Origin of the sequence: Massilia sp. CF038, assembly GCF_900129765.1 — a bacterium.
Lineage (GTDB): Bacteria > Pseudomonadota > Gammaproteobacteria > Burkholderiales > Burkholderiaceae_D > Telluria_A.
On sequence record NZ_FQWU01000001.1, the window covers coordinates 552472 to 566926 of the forward strand.

Genomic DNA, 14455 nt, shown 5'->3' on the forward strand with positions numbered 1-14455 from the left:
GGGTCAGCTAACCAGCAAGGGATGAAATGCGCATGCGGTTAATTTTTACGGCGCCAAGCGATGCACTATGCAAAATTATCTTGATAGCACCCCGCTACTATAGCTTATTTCACCATGGGACGGCCATTGGCAATGCCCCGTCCCCTTTTCACAACGATAAGTTACGCTCTATTTACGTCTCTAAATAGTGCGCATATGTCAGTTTTGTGTAGCGTGCAACACGCCTCAGTCGCCCGGTAACAGGGGCATTCCCGCCCCTGTTCCGGAGATAGCCCGGGAGCAATATCGCGAATAATGGCAGCTGTTCCATAGAGGCCGCCCCATGTCCGACGACAGCGACGCAGAAAAAACCGAATCAGCCAGTCCCAAGCGGCTGGAAGATGCCCGCAAGGAGGGCGACGTCCCCCGTTCGCGCGAACTGGCGACGTTTTCGGTGCTGATGACGGCAGGTTGCGGCTTGTGGTTCACCGGTGGCGGCCTGGTGCGCGAGCTGAACCGGGTGATGGTGTCGGGTCTGTCGCTCACGCGCGACCAGGTATTTGACGCCAATGTCCTGATTTTGCGGGTAGGCAGCGATATTGCCCAGGTGATGCTGGCGTGCCTGCCGCTGGCGCTGGCGATCATGTTTGTGGCCGTTGCCTCGCCGCTGGTGATTGGCGGCTTCCTGTTTTCGTCCAAGGCATTCATGCCGAAGTTTTCCAAGCTCAATCCCGCTGCCGGCCTGTCGAACATGGTGTCGACCAATGCGCTGGTGGAATTGCTCAAGGCAATTGCGAAAACCATCGTGGTGGGCACCGTGGCCTGGCTGGTCGTGATGAGCCAGAAAGAAGAAGTGATGACGCTGGCCTCCGAGCCGCTGCGCAACGGCATGGCGCACATGGTGTCGATGATGGCTTATGCGTTTCTGTACATTGTTGGCGGTCTGGGTGTGGTGGCCGCGATCGACGCGCCTTACCAGATCTGGCATTACGCCAACAAGCTGAAGATGACGCGCCAGGAAGTGATCCAGGAATCGAAGGAATCGGACGGCAATCCCCAGATCAAGGGCAAGATCCGCCAGCTGCAGCGCGAGATGGCCAAGCGCCGCATGATGGCCGACGTGCCCACCGCCGACGTGGTGGTGACCAACCCGACCCACTACGCGGTGGCGCTGAAGTACGCCGACGGCCAGGGCGGGGCGCCGCGCGTGGTGGCCAAGGGTAGCGACGAAGTGGCCGCCAAGATTCGCGAGTTGGCCAAGGAACACAAGGTGGCCCTGCTGGAAGCACCGGCCCTGGCCCGTGCGCTGCACAAGCACACAGAGATTGGCGACGAAATCCCGGAAGCGCTGTACTCGGCCGTGGCCGAAGTGCTGGCCTATGTATTCCAGCTGCGCGCCTTCAACAAGGGCGGCGGCAAGTATCCGGAGCGGCCAGGGCGCCTGCCGGTGCCGCCGGAACTCGATCCGCACGATCCAGCTTCACAGAAAAAACCTGATCCGACCAAGGGAGCACATTAATGAACAGCATCAAGTTACCAGCATGGATGACCGGCATGAAGGGCGGCGGCAGCGCACTGGCCGCCCCGATCATCATCGTGCTGCTGCTGTCGATGATGATCCTGCCCCTGCCGGCCTTTATCCTCGACGTGTTCTTCAGCTTCAATATCGCGCTGGCCGTGATCGTGCTGCTGACCAGCCTGTACACGGTCAAGCCGCTCGACTTCATGGCCTTCCCGACCATTTTGCTGGTCTCGACCATGTTGCGTCTGTCGCTCAACGTGGCATCGACCCGCGTGGTGCTGACCGAAGGCCATACCGGCGGCGCGGCCGCCGGTAAAGTCATTGAAGCGTTCGGCCACTTCCTGATTGGTGGCAACTACACGGTCGGTCTGATCGTGTTTATCATTTTGACCATCATCAACTTTACCGTGGTCACCAAGGGCGCGGGCCGTATCGCCGAAGTGGGCGCGCGCTTTGCCCTGGACGCCATGCCAGGCAAGCAGATGGCCATTGACGCCGACCTCAACGCCGGCCTGATCGGCGAAGACGAAGCGCGCCGGCGCCGCCTGGAAGTAGGCCAGGAAGCCGAGTTCTACGGCGCCATGGACGGTGCCTCCAAGTACGTGCGCGGCGATGCCGTGGCCGGTATCATGGTCACCGTGATCAACGTGATTGGCGGCTTGCTGGTTGGTATCCTCCAGCACGACTTGCCATTCGGTAAAGCACTGCAGACCTACACCCTGCTGGCCATTGGTGACGGCCTGGTGGCGCAGATTCCCTCGCTGATCATCTCGGTGGCCGCTGGTATCGTCGTCTCGCGCGTGGCCAGCGACCAGGACATCGGCACCCAGCTCGTGGGGCAACTGTTTGCCAAGCCGGAAGTGCTGTTCATTACGGGCGCCATCATTGGCGGTCTGGGCTTGATTCCTGGCATGCCAAACATGGTGTTCCTGCTGCTTGCTGGCAGCCTGATTGGTGCTGGCTACATGGTACGGCGCCGCCTGAAAGCGCCAAAGGCTGTGGAGGAAGCGGCGCCCGTGGCAGCGGCCGCGCCGGCCGAGAATGAAGAAGCGACCTGGCAAGATATCCTGCCGGTCGACACGCTGGGCCTGGAAGTGGGCTACCGCCTGATTCCGCTGGTGGACAAGACCCAGGGCGGCGAGCTGCTCAAGCGCATCAAAGGTATTCGCAAGAAGTTCGCCCAGGAAGTTGGTTTCCTGGCGCCGCCCGTGCACATCCGCGACAACCTGGAATTGAAGCCCTCGGCTTACCGCATCACGCTCAAGGGCGTGGAAGTGGGGCAGGGCGAAGCCTTGTCCGGCCAGTTCCTGGCCATCAATCCGGGCATGGCCAGCGGCACCTTGCCGGGCCTGGTGACCACCGATCCGGCGTTTGGCCTGCCTGCCATCTGGATCGAGAGCGGTCTGAAGGATGACGCCCAGAACATGGGTTACACGGTCGTGGACGCCGGCACCGTGGTCGCCACGCACCTGAACCACGTGATCACCACGCACGCCTCGGAGCTTCTGGGCCGCACTGAAGTGCAGGCGCTGCTGGATCATCTGGCGAAAGAATCGCCGAAGCTGGTGGAAGACCTGGTGCCGAAGCTGGTATCGCTGTCGACCTTGCAGAAAGTGTTGCAGAACCTGCTAGTCGAAGGCGTGCACATCCGCGACATGCGCAGCGTGATTGAAACGCTGGCCGAATATGCGCCGCAAACGCAGGACCCGAACGAACTGACCGCTGTAGTGAGGGTGGCGCTGGGCCGCGCCATCGTGCAGCAGCTGTTCCCGGGTACCAACGAGCTGTCCGTCATGACCCTGGACAACCGCCTGGAGCGTTTGCTGATGCAAGCGCTGGGTGCCGGTGGTGACGGTGCCGGCATCGAGCCTGGCCTGGCTGACACCATCGCCCAGCAAGCCGGTCACGCCGCCAACCAGCAAGAGCAGATGGGGCTGACGCCGGTGCTGCTGGTGCCGGGTCCGTTGCGCGTCATGCTGTCGCGTTTCCTGCGCCGTGCCCTGCCACAGCTGAAAGTACTGTCGCACAACGAAATCCCCGAAACCAAGACCATCCGCGTCACCAGCCTGGTCGGCGCCGCCATGTAAGCGCCGGTAACGCATCGCAGCGCCACCAGCGGCGACAACGAGTTGCAAAATCGGGGTCAGACCTCAATACTGCAATTGTTTCAGTATTGAGGTCTGACCCCGATTTTGCACGTGTTTGTAAGGGCGCGCTAAGAGGGAAATGCGGCTGGATTCGCTTCCTTGCCTCTACAGTAGTGTGGCATTGATGATACGAAGCGCAAGACGTCGAAGTCGTTCGCAGCGAAAATCGAGGTCTGACCCCGATTTTGCAATTGTTTCAGTATTGAGGTCTGACCCCGATTTTGGAATACATTGCCGGGTTGGGGAGCGGTCGGGAAATGAGGGCTTTTCCCCCGCCTTCTCAAACGATGGTTTCTCTTGTGCATCGTCAATAATGATTCCTGTGTTATCGGTATGGCGCCCATGTGGGCCCGCCGGTCAAAGAAATTCCACGGAGTCGGCGATGAATGTCAAAAAATTTACTGCAACCACGTCCCGCGAAGCGCTGCGCAAGGTGCGCGAGGCGCTCGGGCCGGATGCTGTGATCCTGTCGAATCGTCCGGTCGATGGCGTCGTCGAGATCCTGGCTCTGGCCAGCGATGATGTGGCGTCCATCTCGTCCCCCGCCCACGAAACCGAAATGGCGCAGCCGCGCCCTAGCTTGTCGATGCCGCCAGAGGGGTACGCCAACCGCCGTGCGCCTGCCAGCGCACCGGTCCCGGAAGCGTTTGATATGTCGCTCATGACGTCGCAGATGGCGTCGATGATGCAGCAGGCCCTGGCTCATGCGAAGGACAGCGCCGCCGCTGAGATGAGCGGCATGATGAATGAAATACGCGCCATGCGCGGTCAGATGGAAACCCAGCTGGCCGAAATCGCCTGGGGCGCCACCGCCCGCCGCGAACCGCAAAAAACCGGCGTGCTGCGCGATATGCTCGCTGCCGGTTTTTCGGCCAGCCTGGCCCGCTATCTGGTCGAGAAGCTCCCGGCCGGCAAAGATGAAGCGGCCAGCCTGGCCTGGATCAAGACGGTGTTGGCGCGCAATCTGACCACCATCAGCAATGAAGATGAAATCCTGGAGAAGGGCGGCGTGTTCGCTCTGGTCGGCCCCACCGGCGTGGGCAAGACCACCAGTACCGCCAAGCTGGCCGCGCGTTGCGTGATGCGCCACGGTCCGGAAAAGCTGGCCCTGATCACCACCGACGCTTACCGTATCGGCGGCCACGAGCAGCTGCGCATCTACGGCAAAATTCTCGGCGTGATGGTGCACTCGGTGAAAGACGAAGCCGACCTGCGCATCGCACTCAAGGAACTGCGCAACAAGCACACGGTGCTGATCGATACGGTCGGTGTGTCGCAGCGCGACCACAATGTGGCCGAACAGGTGGCCATGCTGGCGGGCAGCGGTGCCGACGTCAAGCGCTTGCTGTGCCTGAACTCGACGTCGACCAATGAAACGCTCAATGAAGTGGTGCGCGCTTATCAGGGCAGTGGCCTGGCCGGCTGCATCATGACCAAGCTCGATGAAGCAGCCTCGCTTGGCAATGTGCTGGACGTGGTGATCCGCCAGAAGCTGAACCTGTTCTACATTTCGAACGGCCAGCGCGTGCCGGAAGACTTGCATCTGGCCGATCCGGCCATGCTGATCGACCGCGCCTTCCGCCTCAAGCGCGGCGACGCCGCCACCCAGTTTGCCGACGCCGAACTGCCGCTGCTGATGTCGGCCGCCGCCAATGAACGCAACCTGGGCGAGGTCTCCCTTGGCTAATTTCGATTTTGATCAGGCCGAAGGCCTGCGCCGGATGCTGGCGGGGCCCAAGCCCCGCATCGTGACCTTTCTTGCCGCTTGCCCCGCCGATGACAAGGGTGCCATGCTGGTCAACCTGGGCGCCTCGCTGGCCCGCGCCGGCAATGATGTGATTCTGGTCGACGCCTGCAGCGAAGAATATGGCGTGGCCCAGCGCCTCGGTGTCGAGCGCAGCGCCAGTCTGCTGGCGGTCGCACGCCAGGAGGCGGGTTTGAATCAGGCGGTGCGTCAGGTGCCGCAGGGTTTTGGTGTGGTCAGCATGGCTGGCAAACGCGTCTCGAAAGCAGGCGTGGAAGAGGCGCGGCGCTTGGCCAAGGCCTTCGATGTGCTGGTCGAACAGGCCGGCATGGTGCTGGTCGATGGTGAATTCGGCAACGATGACAGCTTCCCGGTGCCGCTCATGGCCAGCGCCGAGATTGTGATCCAGGTCGGCACCAGCGCTGCCTCGATCACCGCCGCCTACGCCCTCATCAAGCGGCTTTCGCAACATCTGGGCCGCCGCCCGTTCGGAATTTTGGTCACCGGGGCTTCCGAAGCCGAAGCGAAGGTGGTATACGATAATATGTCTGCAGCAGCAAGCCGCTACCTTGCGGTACAGTTGACCTCCATGGGGTCGGTGCCGGCAGATGAATACCTGCAGCGCGCCGCGCGCCTGGGCCGGGCAGTGGTCGATGCCTTCCCGCTGGCCGGGGCTTCGGTGGCGTTTCGCCAGCTGGCGGGGCGCTTTGCGATGTCGGGCATGCCGCAGCGTGGGCGCGCAGGAGGATCGACGCATTTGGGCTTATAAAACACAACGGTGAACATGTACACGGTCAAAGGCAAAGCGGACAAAAACGACTTACTGACGGAGCACATGCCGTTGGTGAAACGTCTCGCCCACCACATGAAGGCCAAGCTGCCCCCGAGCGTGGAAGTCGATGACCTGGTCCAGGCCGGGATGATCGGCCTGCTCGATGCCATCACCCGCTACGAAGAAACCCAGGGTGCCCAGTTCGAAACCTATGCCGTGCTGCGCATCCGCGGCGCCATGCTTGATGAACTGCGCAACAGCGACTGGCTGCCACGCTCGATGCGCCAGAACATGCGCAAGATCGAAGCGGCCATGAGCGCGCTCCAGCAAAAGCTGGGCCATCCACCGACCGAGTCGGAAGTGGCCAAGTCGCTCAAGCTGTCGCTGGCCGACTACCAGGACATGCTGTCCGACGGCGGCGGCCACCAGCTGGTGTACTACGAAGATTTTCACGATGCCGAAGGCAATGACAGCTTCCTCGACCGCTATGCGGTAGACGATGCCGATCCTTTGCGCAGCCTGATGGAAGGCGACTTCCGCCAGGCCGTGATCGATGCCATCGATGCCTTGCCGCCGCGCGAGAAAATTTTGATGGGCCTGTATTACGAGGAAGAGCTGAATCTGAAAGAGATCGGGGCTGTCATGGGCGTGTCCGAATCGCGCGTTTCGCAATTGCATACCCAGGCCGTCTCGCGCCTGCGGGCTAGCTTACGGGAGCAGGCATGGACTGGGCCAGCGTAATCGGGATCCTCCTGGCGCTGGCCGGGATCCTGCTCGGCCATGGCCTGGAAGGCGGCAAGTTCGCGTCGCTGGTGCAGCCAGCGGCGTTTGCCATTGTGGTGGTCGGCACCTTTGGCGCGGTGCTGCTGCAGACCGAGTCGCCTACCTTCATGCGCGGTCTGCGCATGCTCAAGTGGGTGTTTCGGCCGCCGCCGTCGCAGCGACCGCGCCTGGCGCGCGATATCGCAGCCTGGGCCCTGCACGCCAAGCGCGATGGTCTGCTCTCGCTTGAACCCTACATGATGGGCAGTAAAGACAAATTCATTCAGAAGGGCTTGCGCCTGGTGGTTGACGGTATTGCCCCCGACAAGCTGCGTGGCCTGCTCGAGACGGAAGTGACGGCGTATGAATTCAGCCAGCGCCAGGCTGCCAAGATCTGGGAGTCCGCTGCCGGCTACTCGCCCACCATCGGCATTATCGGCGCCGTACTGGGCTTGATTCACGTGATGGAGAATCTGGGCGACCCGGCCAAGCTGGGTAGCGGCATTGCGGTGGCCTTCGTGTCCACCGTGTATGGCGTGGGCCTGGCCAATCTGTTCTACTACCCGGTGGGGAACAAGCTTAAAAATATCGTGGCCGAGAGCGTGACCCAGTATGAAATCCTGGTCGATGTGTTCTATGACATCGCCAGCGGCGACCATTCGCGCGTGATCGAAGAGCGCGTGGCCAGTCTGCTGTCGCGCCCCTGATCATGGCCCGCAAAAAGTTCGAAACCGAAGCCGAGAACCACGAACGCTGGCTGATCTCGTACGCCGACTTCATCACTTTGCTGTTCGCCTTTTTTGTCGTCATGTACGCCATCTCGGTGGTCAATGAGGGCAAGTACAAGGTGTTCGCGATGTCGCTCGATAACGCCTTTGCCGGCAAGGATACGGTGGTGGTGATGGTGCCCGGGCAGGCCACGCCGGTGACGGTGAGCGCAATGCCGTCGCCAGCCCAGCGTAAGCGCGCCGAAGCCTTGCGCCGCGAACGCGAGGCGCTCAAGAAGCTGGCCCAGGATCTGTCGGCCACGCTGGCGCCGCTGGTCAAGGAGGGCAAGGTCAAGGTCACTCAGAACAGCCTGGGAGTGCAGGTCGAGATCAATGCCAGCGTGCTGTTCGATCCGGGCGAGGCCCGCCTGGCGCCGGATTCCGAACAAGCCCTGCGCGCATTGGGCGCGCTGCTCAAGGACGATACCCATGCCATTCAGGTCGAGGGTCATACTGACGACACCCGCATTGCCACACCGGTGTTTGCCTCGAACTGGGAGCTGTCCGCCGTGCGCGCCAGCAGCGTGGTACGCTTGTTCATCGACAGCGGGGTGGCGCCATCGCGCCTGACCGCGGTGGGGCGGGCGTCGAATCTGCCGGTGGCTTCGAACGACACACCGGAAGGCAAGGCGCGCAACCGGCGTGTGGCCGTCACGATCCTGTCCGCGCTGCCCGATACGGTGACCGAGATTCCGACCAACTAGTCAGGGGGGCCAGATGAAGAACATGATTGCGGCGCTTGGAATGCTGGCGCTGGCCGGCGCAGCGCAGGCAGGAGGCGCGATGCAGGGTATGAATGAACAGGTTCAGGTTGCGTCCAGCAATGGCAAGGTGGTGGTCACGCTGACCGTGCACAACGGCGGCAAGGCGCCGCTGTTTGTGTCCAAGGCGCTGTATCAGGCTACGCAGCTGTTCGGCCGCGTGTTCGACATCACGGAGCAGGGTGCAGGCGAGATCGATTACATCGGCCCCATGGTCAAGCGCGGGCCCTATACCAAAGACGATTATCTGAAGGTGCTGCCGGGTGCAAAGCTCAGCCACAGCATGGATATCACGCGCAGCTATGCGTTCAAGCCGGGGACGCATACGTATCAGCTCAGTTATGGCGGCCATGTGGTCAACAGCCTTAGCAAGCTCGATCAGCCAACAACGCTGGCCGTCGCCCCCGTCACCTTCACCCACACCGCCAAATAACCCCCCCACATCGTCCTCGCGAAGGCGGGGACCCATGGCATGCATGCGTGGAATGGGTCCCCGCCTTCGCGAGGACGATGTGTAAAAAAAGCGGCGTCCGCTTTCACGAATCGCCGCTTCAAAATCCCCAAGGATTTTTAAACCTGCTTAGTTACCCGCTGGCGTATTCTCGCCAAAATATTCGTGCGAGTCTGCATTGTCGACAGCGCCGGCTGGGTTGCTGCGTGCCAGGCTGGCGGCGGCCGACTGGCCGTAGGCACGGTCATCGGTTGCAGCGACCACGTTGAAGTGGCTCATCTCGTGCACCAGGGTGCCGCCTTTCGAATCGGTGCCCGTCATCGGGGCCGACCAGAACGCGTTGCAGACATAGATGCGGTAAGGCTGGGTCGGATACACGTAAGCGTAGTACGACTCTTTGCAGCTGCAGTCAACGACCACGTTTTTGGTGTCGAACGCATTCTTGATGTTGTTGAAGTGGGTACGCACGGTCGAGTAGCGGCTTGAGTTGTAGGTGCCGAACCACTTGGTGTAGCGGGTGCCCGTCTTGCCGGCTGCCAGGTAGTTCACGCTGCTGTTGGCCATTGTCTTGGCTGCGCTGATGGCCGAGGTGATGGTGCTTGTCTGCGATGCGGTGCAACCGCTGGTCGACAGCGCCAGTGGGCTGACGGTGCCGGCTTTCAGGTCGAACGGCTGGCCGACGACAGTACCGCGCGCCAGGCGGCCTTCAATGTACATCGACGCTGGCGACGAATCGAGTTCACCCATCTCGGCGTTTGCGCCCAGGGTCGCGCTGGCTGCCATCGGACGTGCATCGGTCGGCAGGAAGGTGTTCATGCCGGCTGCGTGGTAGCGCACGGTGTAGTCGCCGGTCACGCTCATGTCGTACAGCGCCGAAATCTCAACCTTGCTGGTGTGCGAGGCGCCTGGTTTGAGCAGGTAGTAATCCTTGGCCGTTGGCGCAGCGCGTTTGATGTGAGCGCCCAGGTAAGGCACGTCCACGCCATCGCGCTTGACTTCGAAGATGTGATCTTCAATGCCAGCGAACGGGGTGTGCCATTTCAGCACGTATTGCGGCTTGTTGGAGGTGTTGGTAATGGTGACGCGCAAGACCACGTCGTCATCCTGTTTCAGGGAATTTTTTTCAGGCACAACACTGACAGTGACGCCGTTCGAACCCGCCTGGGCCGAGAAGCATGCAGCAAGTGCGGCGATCGAGACGCCGGCTTTGACCAATTTATTCAAGTTCATTTCTGCTCCGAGTTTATGTTGGTTTTTATGTGTGCCGAGTCCCGCGCCCTGACCACCATGTATGCATATGCGAGCTCAACAACTTCATCCTCCGTCAAACTTGGCGCGCAGTAAACGTTGAATCGTCGGTAATTCTGTCAATTCGGCGAATGTTTAATGTTTTTAACTTTTGTTGATTCCATATGGAAATTATCCAGTTTTCCCTTATAAAACAATGATGTATCTTTGTTCAAGTGATGAATACTGTGACAATGGAATGTTAAATTATGAACATTTAAACGGCGTTTCGACAAATGTTCATGCGGGCCGCACGGGGCGAAAAAAAACCGGCGCCTTTCAGCGCCGGTTCGGTGTTGTGCTATTGCGACGATCAGTTCAGGCCGGGGGTGTTTTCGCTGAAATATTCGTGCGAGTCGGCATTGTCGATCGCTTTGGCCGGATCGCTGATAGCGAGGCTTGCCGCGCCGGACTGGCCATACACCCAGTCGTCGGTGCCGGCAGTGGCGTTGAAATGGCTCATTTCGTGCACCAGGGTGCCGCCCTTTGAATCGGTGCCAGTCAGTGGCGCCGTCCAGAATGCCTTGCACACGTAGATTGTGTAGGGCTGGGTCGGGTAGACGTAGGCGTAGTAGGTTTTCTTGCAGCCGCAGTCGACCGTGATGGGCTTGGTCTGGAAGGCATCCTTGATGGCGACGAAATGGGCTTTGACCGTGTTCACGCGGCCGGCGTCGACGCTGCCGAACCACTTCACGTAGCGCGCGCCCAGGTTGCCGCCCATGTAGGCGTCGGCGCCCGAGGCCATGCTGGTGGCGGCGCTGATGGCCTGGGTGACAGTGGCTTGCTGTGATGTGGTGCACTTGTTGAAGGCCAGCCCGGCTGCCGCTGGCGCAGGCGGCTGCGCGGCCTTGGCCAGCGCGTCCGACTGGGTGCCGCGCGGCAGACGGCCATCAATCCAGATGCTGGCAGCGCCCGATTTCACTTCGCCAACGCTGCGCTCGCTAGTGCCAAACAGATTGCCTGAACGTGCGCTGTAACTGACCGTGTACTGGCCAGTGATGCTCATGTCGTACATGTCCGACAATTCGACCTTGACGGTGTGCGAGGCGCCGGGCTGGAGCAGGTAATAGTCGCCTGCAGTCGGGGCGCCACGTTTATAGTGTGCGCCCAGGTAGGGCACCTTGACGCCGTCACGGGTGATCTCAAACAGCGATTCCTCAATCTCGCCGAATGCGGTGTGCCACTTCAGAATCAACTGCGGCTGGGCACTGGTATTGGTCAGGGTGAGGCGGACTGTGACGTTGTCTGCTTTGCCGAGCGTCGCTTTTTCGGCAGCAACGCTGGCAGTGATGCCGCGGTTGCCCGCCTGGGCTGCGCTACAGGCCGCGAAAGCGATGATTGCAACACTTGCCTTCTGGTTCCAATTCATTGTTGTTCTCCGTCTGATAGATGAGTAGCCGCATCGGGTCCGCACGGCTTTTTATATGGAATTCCCGTCCCTGAATACGGCTTGTCTAGACGAGAAACCCTTTTTGCATACTCATGGATTATTGCAATGAAGTAAAGCCGATTTGTGTAAGCGAACACGGCTGTTGCGCGGGCGCCAAACGGCCGTGTGCCGGTGGAAACGATGAGAAAAACGTGCTAATTCCGGTGTGCCTAGCATCGGCAACAACGAAATGCAAAACGGCCGCGCAGGCGGCCGTTGAACGGAGGGCAGGGAACGTTAGCCGACGACCAGCCGGCGCTTGCTGCTGACCGGCGTGGTTTGACCGCTGGGACCGTAAAAGCCGGTATCGGCCGCGTCGGCTGGCGTGCGCATGGCGTTGATCAGGATGGCATTCTGCGTGATCTGCTTGGTGATCAGCATGCCGTTGACGCGGTTGAGCTCTTTGGCTTCGCGCATTTTGCTCAGCAACTGCTGCCACTGCTCGCTATATAAAGGATTGCTCTGACCGGCAAGCCAGGCTTCCATCCCGGCATCGGAGGGAGCGGCGCCAGCCGCGGCAAGCGATTGATGACGCTGCTCGCCCAGCGCAGCCATTTGCTCGATCAGGTCATTTTTGAGGGGCGTGACGGAATTGAGGCCGTCGGTGTCGGCAGCGACCAGGAATTGCTGTTCCTGTTTCATCAGGTCGATCAGGCAGCTGATCAGTTTCAGTTCGTCTTGCACGGTGGCGTGCGCGCTTGCTGTCGGCATAATGAAAACGTCGCTTTATCTCGCTTTATCAGCGTTTGCGAGAATGCAGCAGGTCGCGTACTGTTTCCAGCAAGCCGTCTGCGACTTTCTCTGAATTGACCTGGAACTGGCCATCGGCGATGGCCAGCTTGATGCGTTCGACTTTTTTGGTGTCGAACACGCCGCTGCTGCCACCGGCTGCACTGGCAGCCAGCGCTTGTCCCTGGGACGACAGGCGCACGCTGTCGGTACCGGCTGGCGTGGCAGTGCCCGCTTTTTCGGCTGTTTTGGTCCCGGCGGCCGGCGTGCTGCTTGCCGGAAGGCCAGGGCTACTTTTAAGGGTGTCGTTAATTTTCACAGCTATTTCCTTCTCTGCTTGGAGTGGAAACTCCACGGTCTGCATCTATAACGGCGGGCGCGTCGTTAACTTTAGCCGGACCAGCAGCATTTGTGTTCTTGTCTAAAACACCACCTCGACCAGTCCGCCTGCCTTGGCCACCCCACTCAGGATGGCGCCGCCGGGCGTGCGCACCTGGACCACCTGGCCTTCGGCTGCATTGCCGATGGCTTTGGCATCGGCCGAGACCTGGAAACCGGCCCCGCTGGAAATCACTTTCACTGCTTGCCCTTGCTGTACGACAGGTTTGCTGCGCAACAGTTCCGGCCGCAGCGGCGCGCCTGCGGCAAGCGACATGCTGCTGGTTTTGCCCACGGCTTGCGTCATATCGGTCAGCACGCCATTGGGCAGTGCTGCCAGATCGCCCTTGACCATGACCAGCTGGCTGGCATCGATAACTTGCCCCTGTGCCAGCGGCATGGCAGCTGTGACGTATTCGGCTTGCACGCTCACCTGTGCTTGAATATACACCGTCCACACGCTCGGCGCCGCACAGCGTACCCCAACCGTGGTCTTGCCCCAGGCGCGTGCGCCTGGCTGCTGGATTGCTTGCGGGGCAGGGCAGGCGGCCAGTTGCGTGCGCGGATCGACCGCGCCCACCGTCACGCTGACTTCGCCGGGCAAGCCCGCAGTCTGGGTCTGCAGATATTGTTCCACCGCCTGGCGCAAGGCTGCCGGATCCTGGCGCGCGGGCGTCGCTGCCGGGGTCTGGGCGCTGGCCCAGCCCGCTGCCAATGACAAGATGATCGAGAGTGCAATTTTCATGGGGTGTCCCTGGAGAATGCAGCCATTATCTGCCTCGCGCGAGCCCTCTGAATCGGGGAATAGCCCCCCTTTAAGCTTCCTTATCGCAAGATCAGCTGGACCTTTGGACCCGTATGATCGATCCTGTTATAAAGAAGTGGAGCCGGACATGATTGGCAAACTCGACGAATACATGCGCTTTAATACGACGGCCCTGGAACTGCGTTCCCAGCGTCAGCAGCTGCTCGCGTCGAACATCGCGAACGGCGACACACCGAATTACAAGGCACGCGACATTGATTTCGCCAGCTCGCTGCAGTCGGCCCTGGCGCGCACCACGCCGCCGGCCGGCGTGCTGAACCAGACGGCGCCCGCCCACTTTGCCGGCGCGCCTGGCCAGAGTGGTGACTTTTTGCCAAATGGCACGCCAGTCCTGTATCGGGTACCGGCCCAGGGCAGCGCCGATAACAACACGGTCGACATGGATGTCGAGCGCAATCAGTTTGCCGACAACGCGCTGCGCGTGGAAGCGAGCATCACGATGATTAATATGCAAATCCGCGGCATGATGGCCGCGATCCAGGGAGGTTCCTGATCATGTCGCTGTTTAATATCTTTAATGTGTCGGGCTCGGCCATGAGTGCCCAGGCCCAGCGCCTCAATACCGTGGCCAGCAACCTGGCCAATGCAGACAGCACCGCCAGCGCCACCGGCCAGGCTTACCGCGCCAAGCAAGTCGTGTTCGAAGCGACCCAGACCGAAGGCGGCGGCACCGGCGTCAAGGTGCGCGAAGTGGTGGAAGATGCCTCGCCCCTGAAGCAGGTGTACGACCCGAAACACCCGATGGCGGACGACAAGGGCTACGTGGCCATGCCGAACGTGAACGTGGTCGACGAGATGGTCAACATGCTGTCGGCCTCGCGTTCCTACCAAACCAATGTGGAAACCATGAACGCGGCCAAATCCCTGCTGCTCAAGACACTGACCCTCGGTCAATAAAGAA

At 60.8% G+C, this 14455-nt stretch carries 15 protein-coding genes; 10 read left to right on the forward strand and 5 right to left on the reverse strand.

Annotated elements, in window-relative coordinates; genetic code table 11:
* Window positions 1-322: 322 nt before the first annotated feature.
* From flhB to BUC24_RS02455, 8 genes are all read left to right on the forward strand, one after another.
* Window positions 323-1498: a flagellar biosynthesis protein FlhB gene (flhB, locus tag BUC24_RS02420; RefSeq protein WP_073212482.1), complete on the forward strand. Its 1176-nt coding sequence runs from the start codon at window positions 323-325 to the stop codon at window positions 1496-1498.
* Window positions 1498-3588, forward strand: a complete 2091-nt coding sequence (gene flhA / locus BUC24_RS02425; protein WP_073212483.1) for a flagellar biosynthesis protein FlhA — start codon at window positions 1498-1500, stop codon at window positions 3586-3588. Before flhB ends, flhA begins: the two co-directional genes overlap by 1 nt.
* A 442-nt stretch (window positions 3589-4030) precedes the next feature.
* Window positions 4031-5335, forward strand: coding sequence for a flagellar biosynthesis GTPase FlhF (gene flhF, locus BUC24_RS02430; protein ID WP_073212484.1), 1305 nt, complete (start codon window positions 4031-4033; stop codon window positions 5333-5335).
* Window positions 5328-6161, forward strand: a complete 834-nt coding sequence (locus tag BUC24_RS02435) for a MinD/ParA family ATP-binding protein (protein WP_073212485.1) — start codon at window positions 5328-5330, stop codon at window positions 6159-6161. Before flhF ends, BUC24_RS02435 begins: the two co-directional genes overlap by 8 nt.
* 15 nt (window positions 6162-6176) lie before the next feature.
* Complete coding sequence (locus BUC24_RS02440) at window positions 6177-6905, forward strand: RNA polymerase sigma factor FliA (protein WP_073212486.1); 729 nt, start codon at window positions 6177-6179, stop codon at window positions 6903-6905.
* Window positions 6887-7633 carry a flagellar motor protein gene (locus BUC24_RS02445; RefSeq protein ID WP_073212487.1) on the forward strand — a complete coding sequence of 249 codons (747 nt, stop codon included), beginning with the start codon at window positions 6887-6889 and terminating at the stop codon, window positions 7631-7633. Before BUC24_RS02440 ends, BUC24_RS02445 begins: the two co-directional genes overlap by 19 nt.
* A 2-nt stretch (window positions 7634-7635) precedes the next feature.
* Window positions 7636-8397 (forward strand): flagellar motor protein MotD, encoded by a 762-nt coding sequence (motD, locus tag BUC24_RS02450; protein ID WP_073212488.1) that lies wholly within the window; start codon window positions 7636-7638, stop codon window positions 8395-8397.
* 13 nt (window positions 8398-8410) lie between these two features.
* Window positions 8411-8887 carry a hypothetical protein gene (locus BUC24_RS02455; protein WP_143167362.1) on the forward strand — a complete coding sequence of 159 codons (477 nt, stop codon included), beginning with the start codon at window positions 8411-8413 and terminating at the stop codon, window positions 8885-8887.
* A gap of 147 nt (window positions 8888-9034) precedes the next feature.
* Here the strand turns inward: BUC24_RS02455 and BUC24_RS02460 are convergent, their stop codons facing one another.
* From BUC24_RS02460 to flgA, 5 genes are all read right to left on the reverse strand, one after another.
* Complete coding sequence (locus tag BUC24_RS02460) at window positions 9035-10135, reverse strand: M35 family metalloendopeptidase (protein WP_073212489.1); 1101 nt, start codon at window positions 10133-10135, stop codon at window positions 9035-9037.
* Between the two features lie 370 nt (window positions 10136-10505).
* A complete protein-coding gene (locus BUC24_RS02465; RefSeq protein ID WP_073212490.1) occupies window positions 10506-11561 on the reverse strand; it encodes a M35 family metalloendopeptidase in 1056 nt (351 codons plus the stop codon).
* A gap of 297 nt (window positions 11562-11858) precedes the next feature.
* Window positions 11859-12332, reverse strand: a complete 474-nt coding sequence (locus tag BUC24_RS02470) for a flagella synthesis protein FlgN (protein ID WP_073212491.1) — start codon at window positions 12330-12332, stop codon at window positions 11859-11861.
* 28 nt (window positions 12333-12360) lie between these two features.
* On the reverse strand, window positions 12361-12669 hold the full coding sequence (gene flgM / locus BUC24_RS02475) for a flagellar biosynthesis anti-sigma factor FlgM (RefSeq protein ID WP_073212492.1): 309 nt from the start codon (window positions 12667-12669) through the stop codon (window positions 12361-12363).
* A 102-nt stretch (window positions 12670-12771) separates the two neighbouring features.
* A complete protein-coding gene (gene flgA, locus BUC24_RS02480; RefSeq protein ID WP_073212493.1) occupies window positions 12772-13473 on the reverse strand; it encodes a flagellar basal body P-ring formation chaperone FlgA in 702 nt (233 codons plus the stop codon).
* A 148-nt stretch (window positions 13474-13621) separates the two neighbouring features.
* Here flgA and flgB point away from each other — a divergent pair, with 148 nt between their 5' ends.
* Together flgB and flgC are read left to right on the forward strand one after the other, a co-directional pair.
* Window positions 13622-14047, forward strand: a complete 426-nt coding sequence (gene flgB, locus BUC24_RS02485) for a flagellar basal body rod protein FlgB (protein WP_073212494.1) — start codon at window positions 13622-13624, stop codon at window positions 14045-14047.
* 2 nt (window positions 14048-14049) lie between these two features.
* Complete coding sequence (flgC, locus tag BUC24_RS02490; protein WP_073212495.1) at window positions 14050-14451, forward strand: flagellar basal body rod protein FlgC; 402 nt, start codon at window positions 14050-14052, stop codon at window positions 14449-14451.
* The last annotated feature ends 4 nt before the right edge of the window (window positions 14452-14455 follow it).

What these genes read in the sequence shown, in the direction of transcription:
- flhB (WP_073212482.1), top strand. Translation starts at nt 323, where the DNA reads ATGTCCGACGACAGCGACGCAGAAAAAACCGAATCAGCCAGTCCCAAG.
- flhA (WP_073212483.1), top strand. Translation starts at nt 1,498, where the DNA reads ATGAACAGCATCAAGTTACCAGCATGGATGACCGGCATGAAGGGCGGC.
- flhF (WP_073212484.1), top strand. Translation starts at nt 4,031, where the DNA reads ATGAATGTCAAAAAATTTACTGCAACCACGTCCCGCGAAGCGCTGCGC.
- BUC24_RS02440 (WP_073212486.1), top strand. Translation starts at nt 6,177, where the DNA reads ATGTACACGGTCAAAGGCAAAGCGGACAAAAACGACTTACTGACGGAG.
- BUC24_RS02445 (WP_073212487.1), top strand. Translation starts at nt 6,887, where the DNA reads ATGGACTGGGCCAGCGTAATCGGGATCCTCCTGGCGCTGGCCGGGATC.
- motD (WP_073212488.1), top strand. Translation starts at nt 7,636, where the DNA reads ATGGCCCGCAAAAAGTTCGAAACCGAAGCCGAGAACCACGAACGCTGG.
- BUC24_RS02455 (WP_143167362.1), top strand. Translation starts at nt 8,411, where the DNA reads ATGAAGAACATGATTGCGGCGCTTGGAATGCTGGCGCTGGCCGGCGCA.
- BUC24_RS02460 (WP_073212489.1), bottom strand. Translation starts at nt 10,135, where the DNA reads ATGAACTTGAATAAATTGGTCAAAGCCGGCGTCTCGATCGCCGCACTT.
- BUC24_RS02465 (WP_073212490.1), bottom strand. Translation starts at nt 11,561, where the DNA reads ATGAATTGGAACCAGAAGGCAAGTGTTGCAATCATCGCTTTCGCGGCC.
- BUC24_RS02470 (WP_073212491.1), bottom strand. Translation starts at nt 12,332, where the DNA reads ATGCCGACAGCAAGCGCGCACGCCACCGTGCAAGACGAACTGAAACTG.
- flgA (WP_073212493.1), bottom strand. Translation starts at nt 13,473, where the DNA reads ATGAAAATTGCACTCTCGATCATCTTGTCATTGGCAGCGGGCTGGGCC.
- flgB (WP_073212494.1), top strand. Translation starts at nt 13,622, where the DNA reads ATGATTGGCAAACTCGACGAATACATGCGCTTTAATACGACGGCCCTG.
- flgC (WP_073212495.1), top strand. Translation starts at nt 14,050, where the DNA reads ATGTCGCTGTTTAATATCTTTAATGTGTCGGGCTCGGCCATGAGTGCC.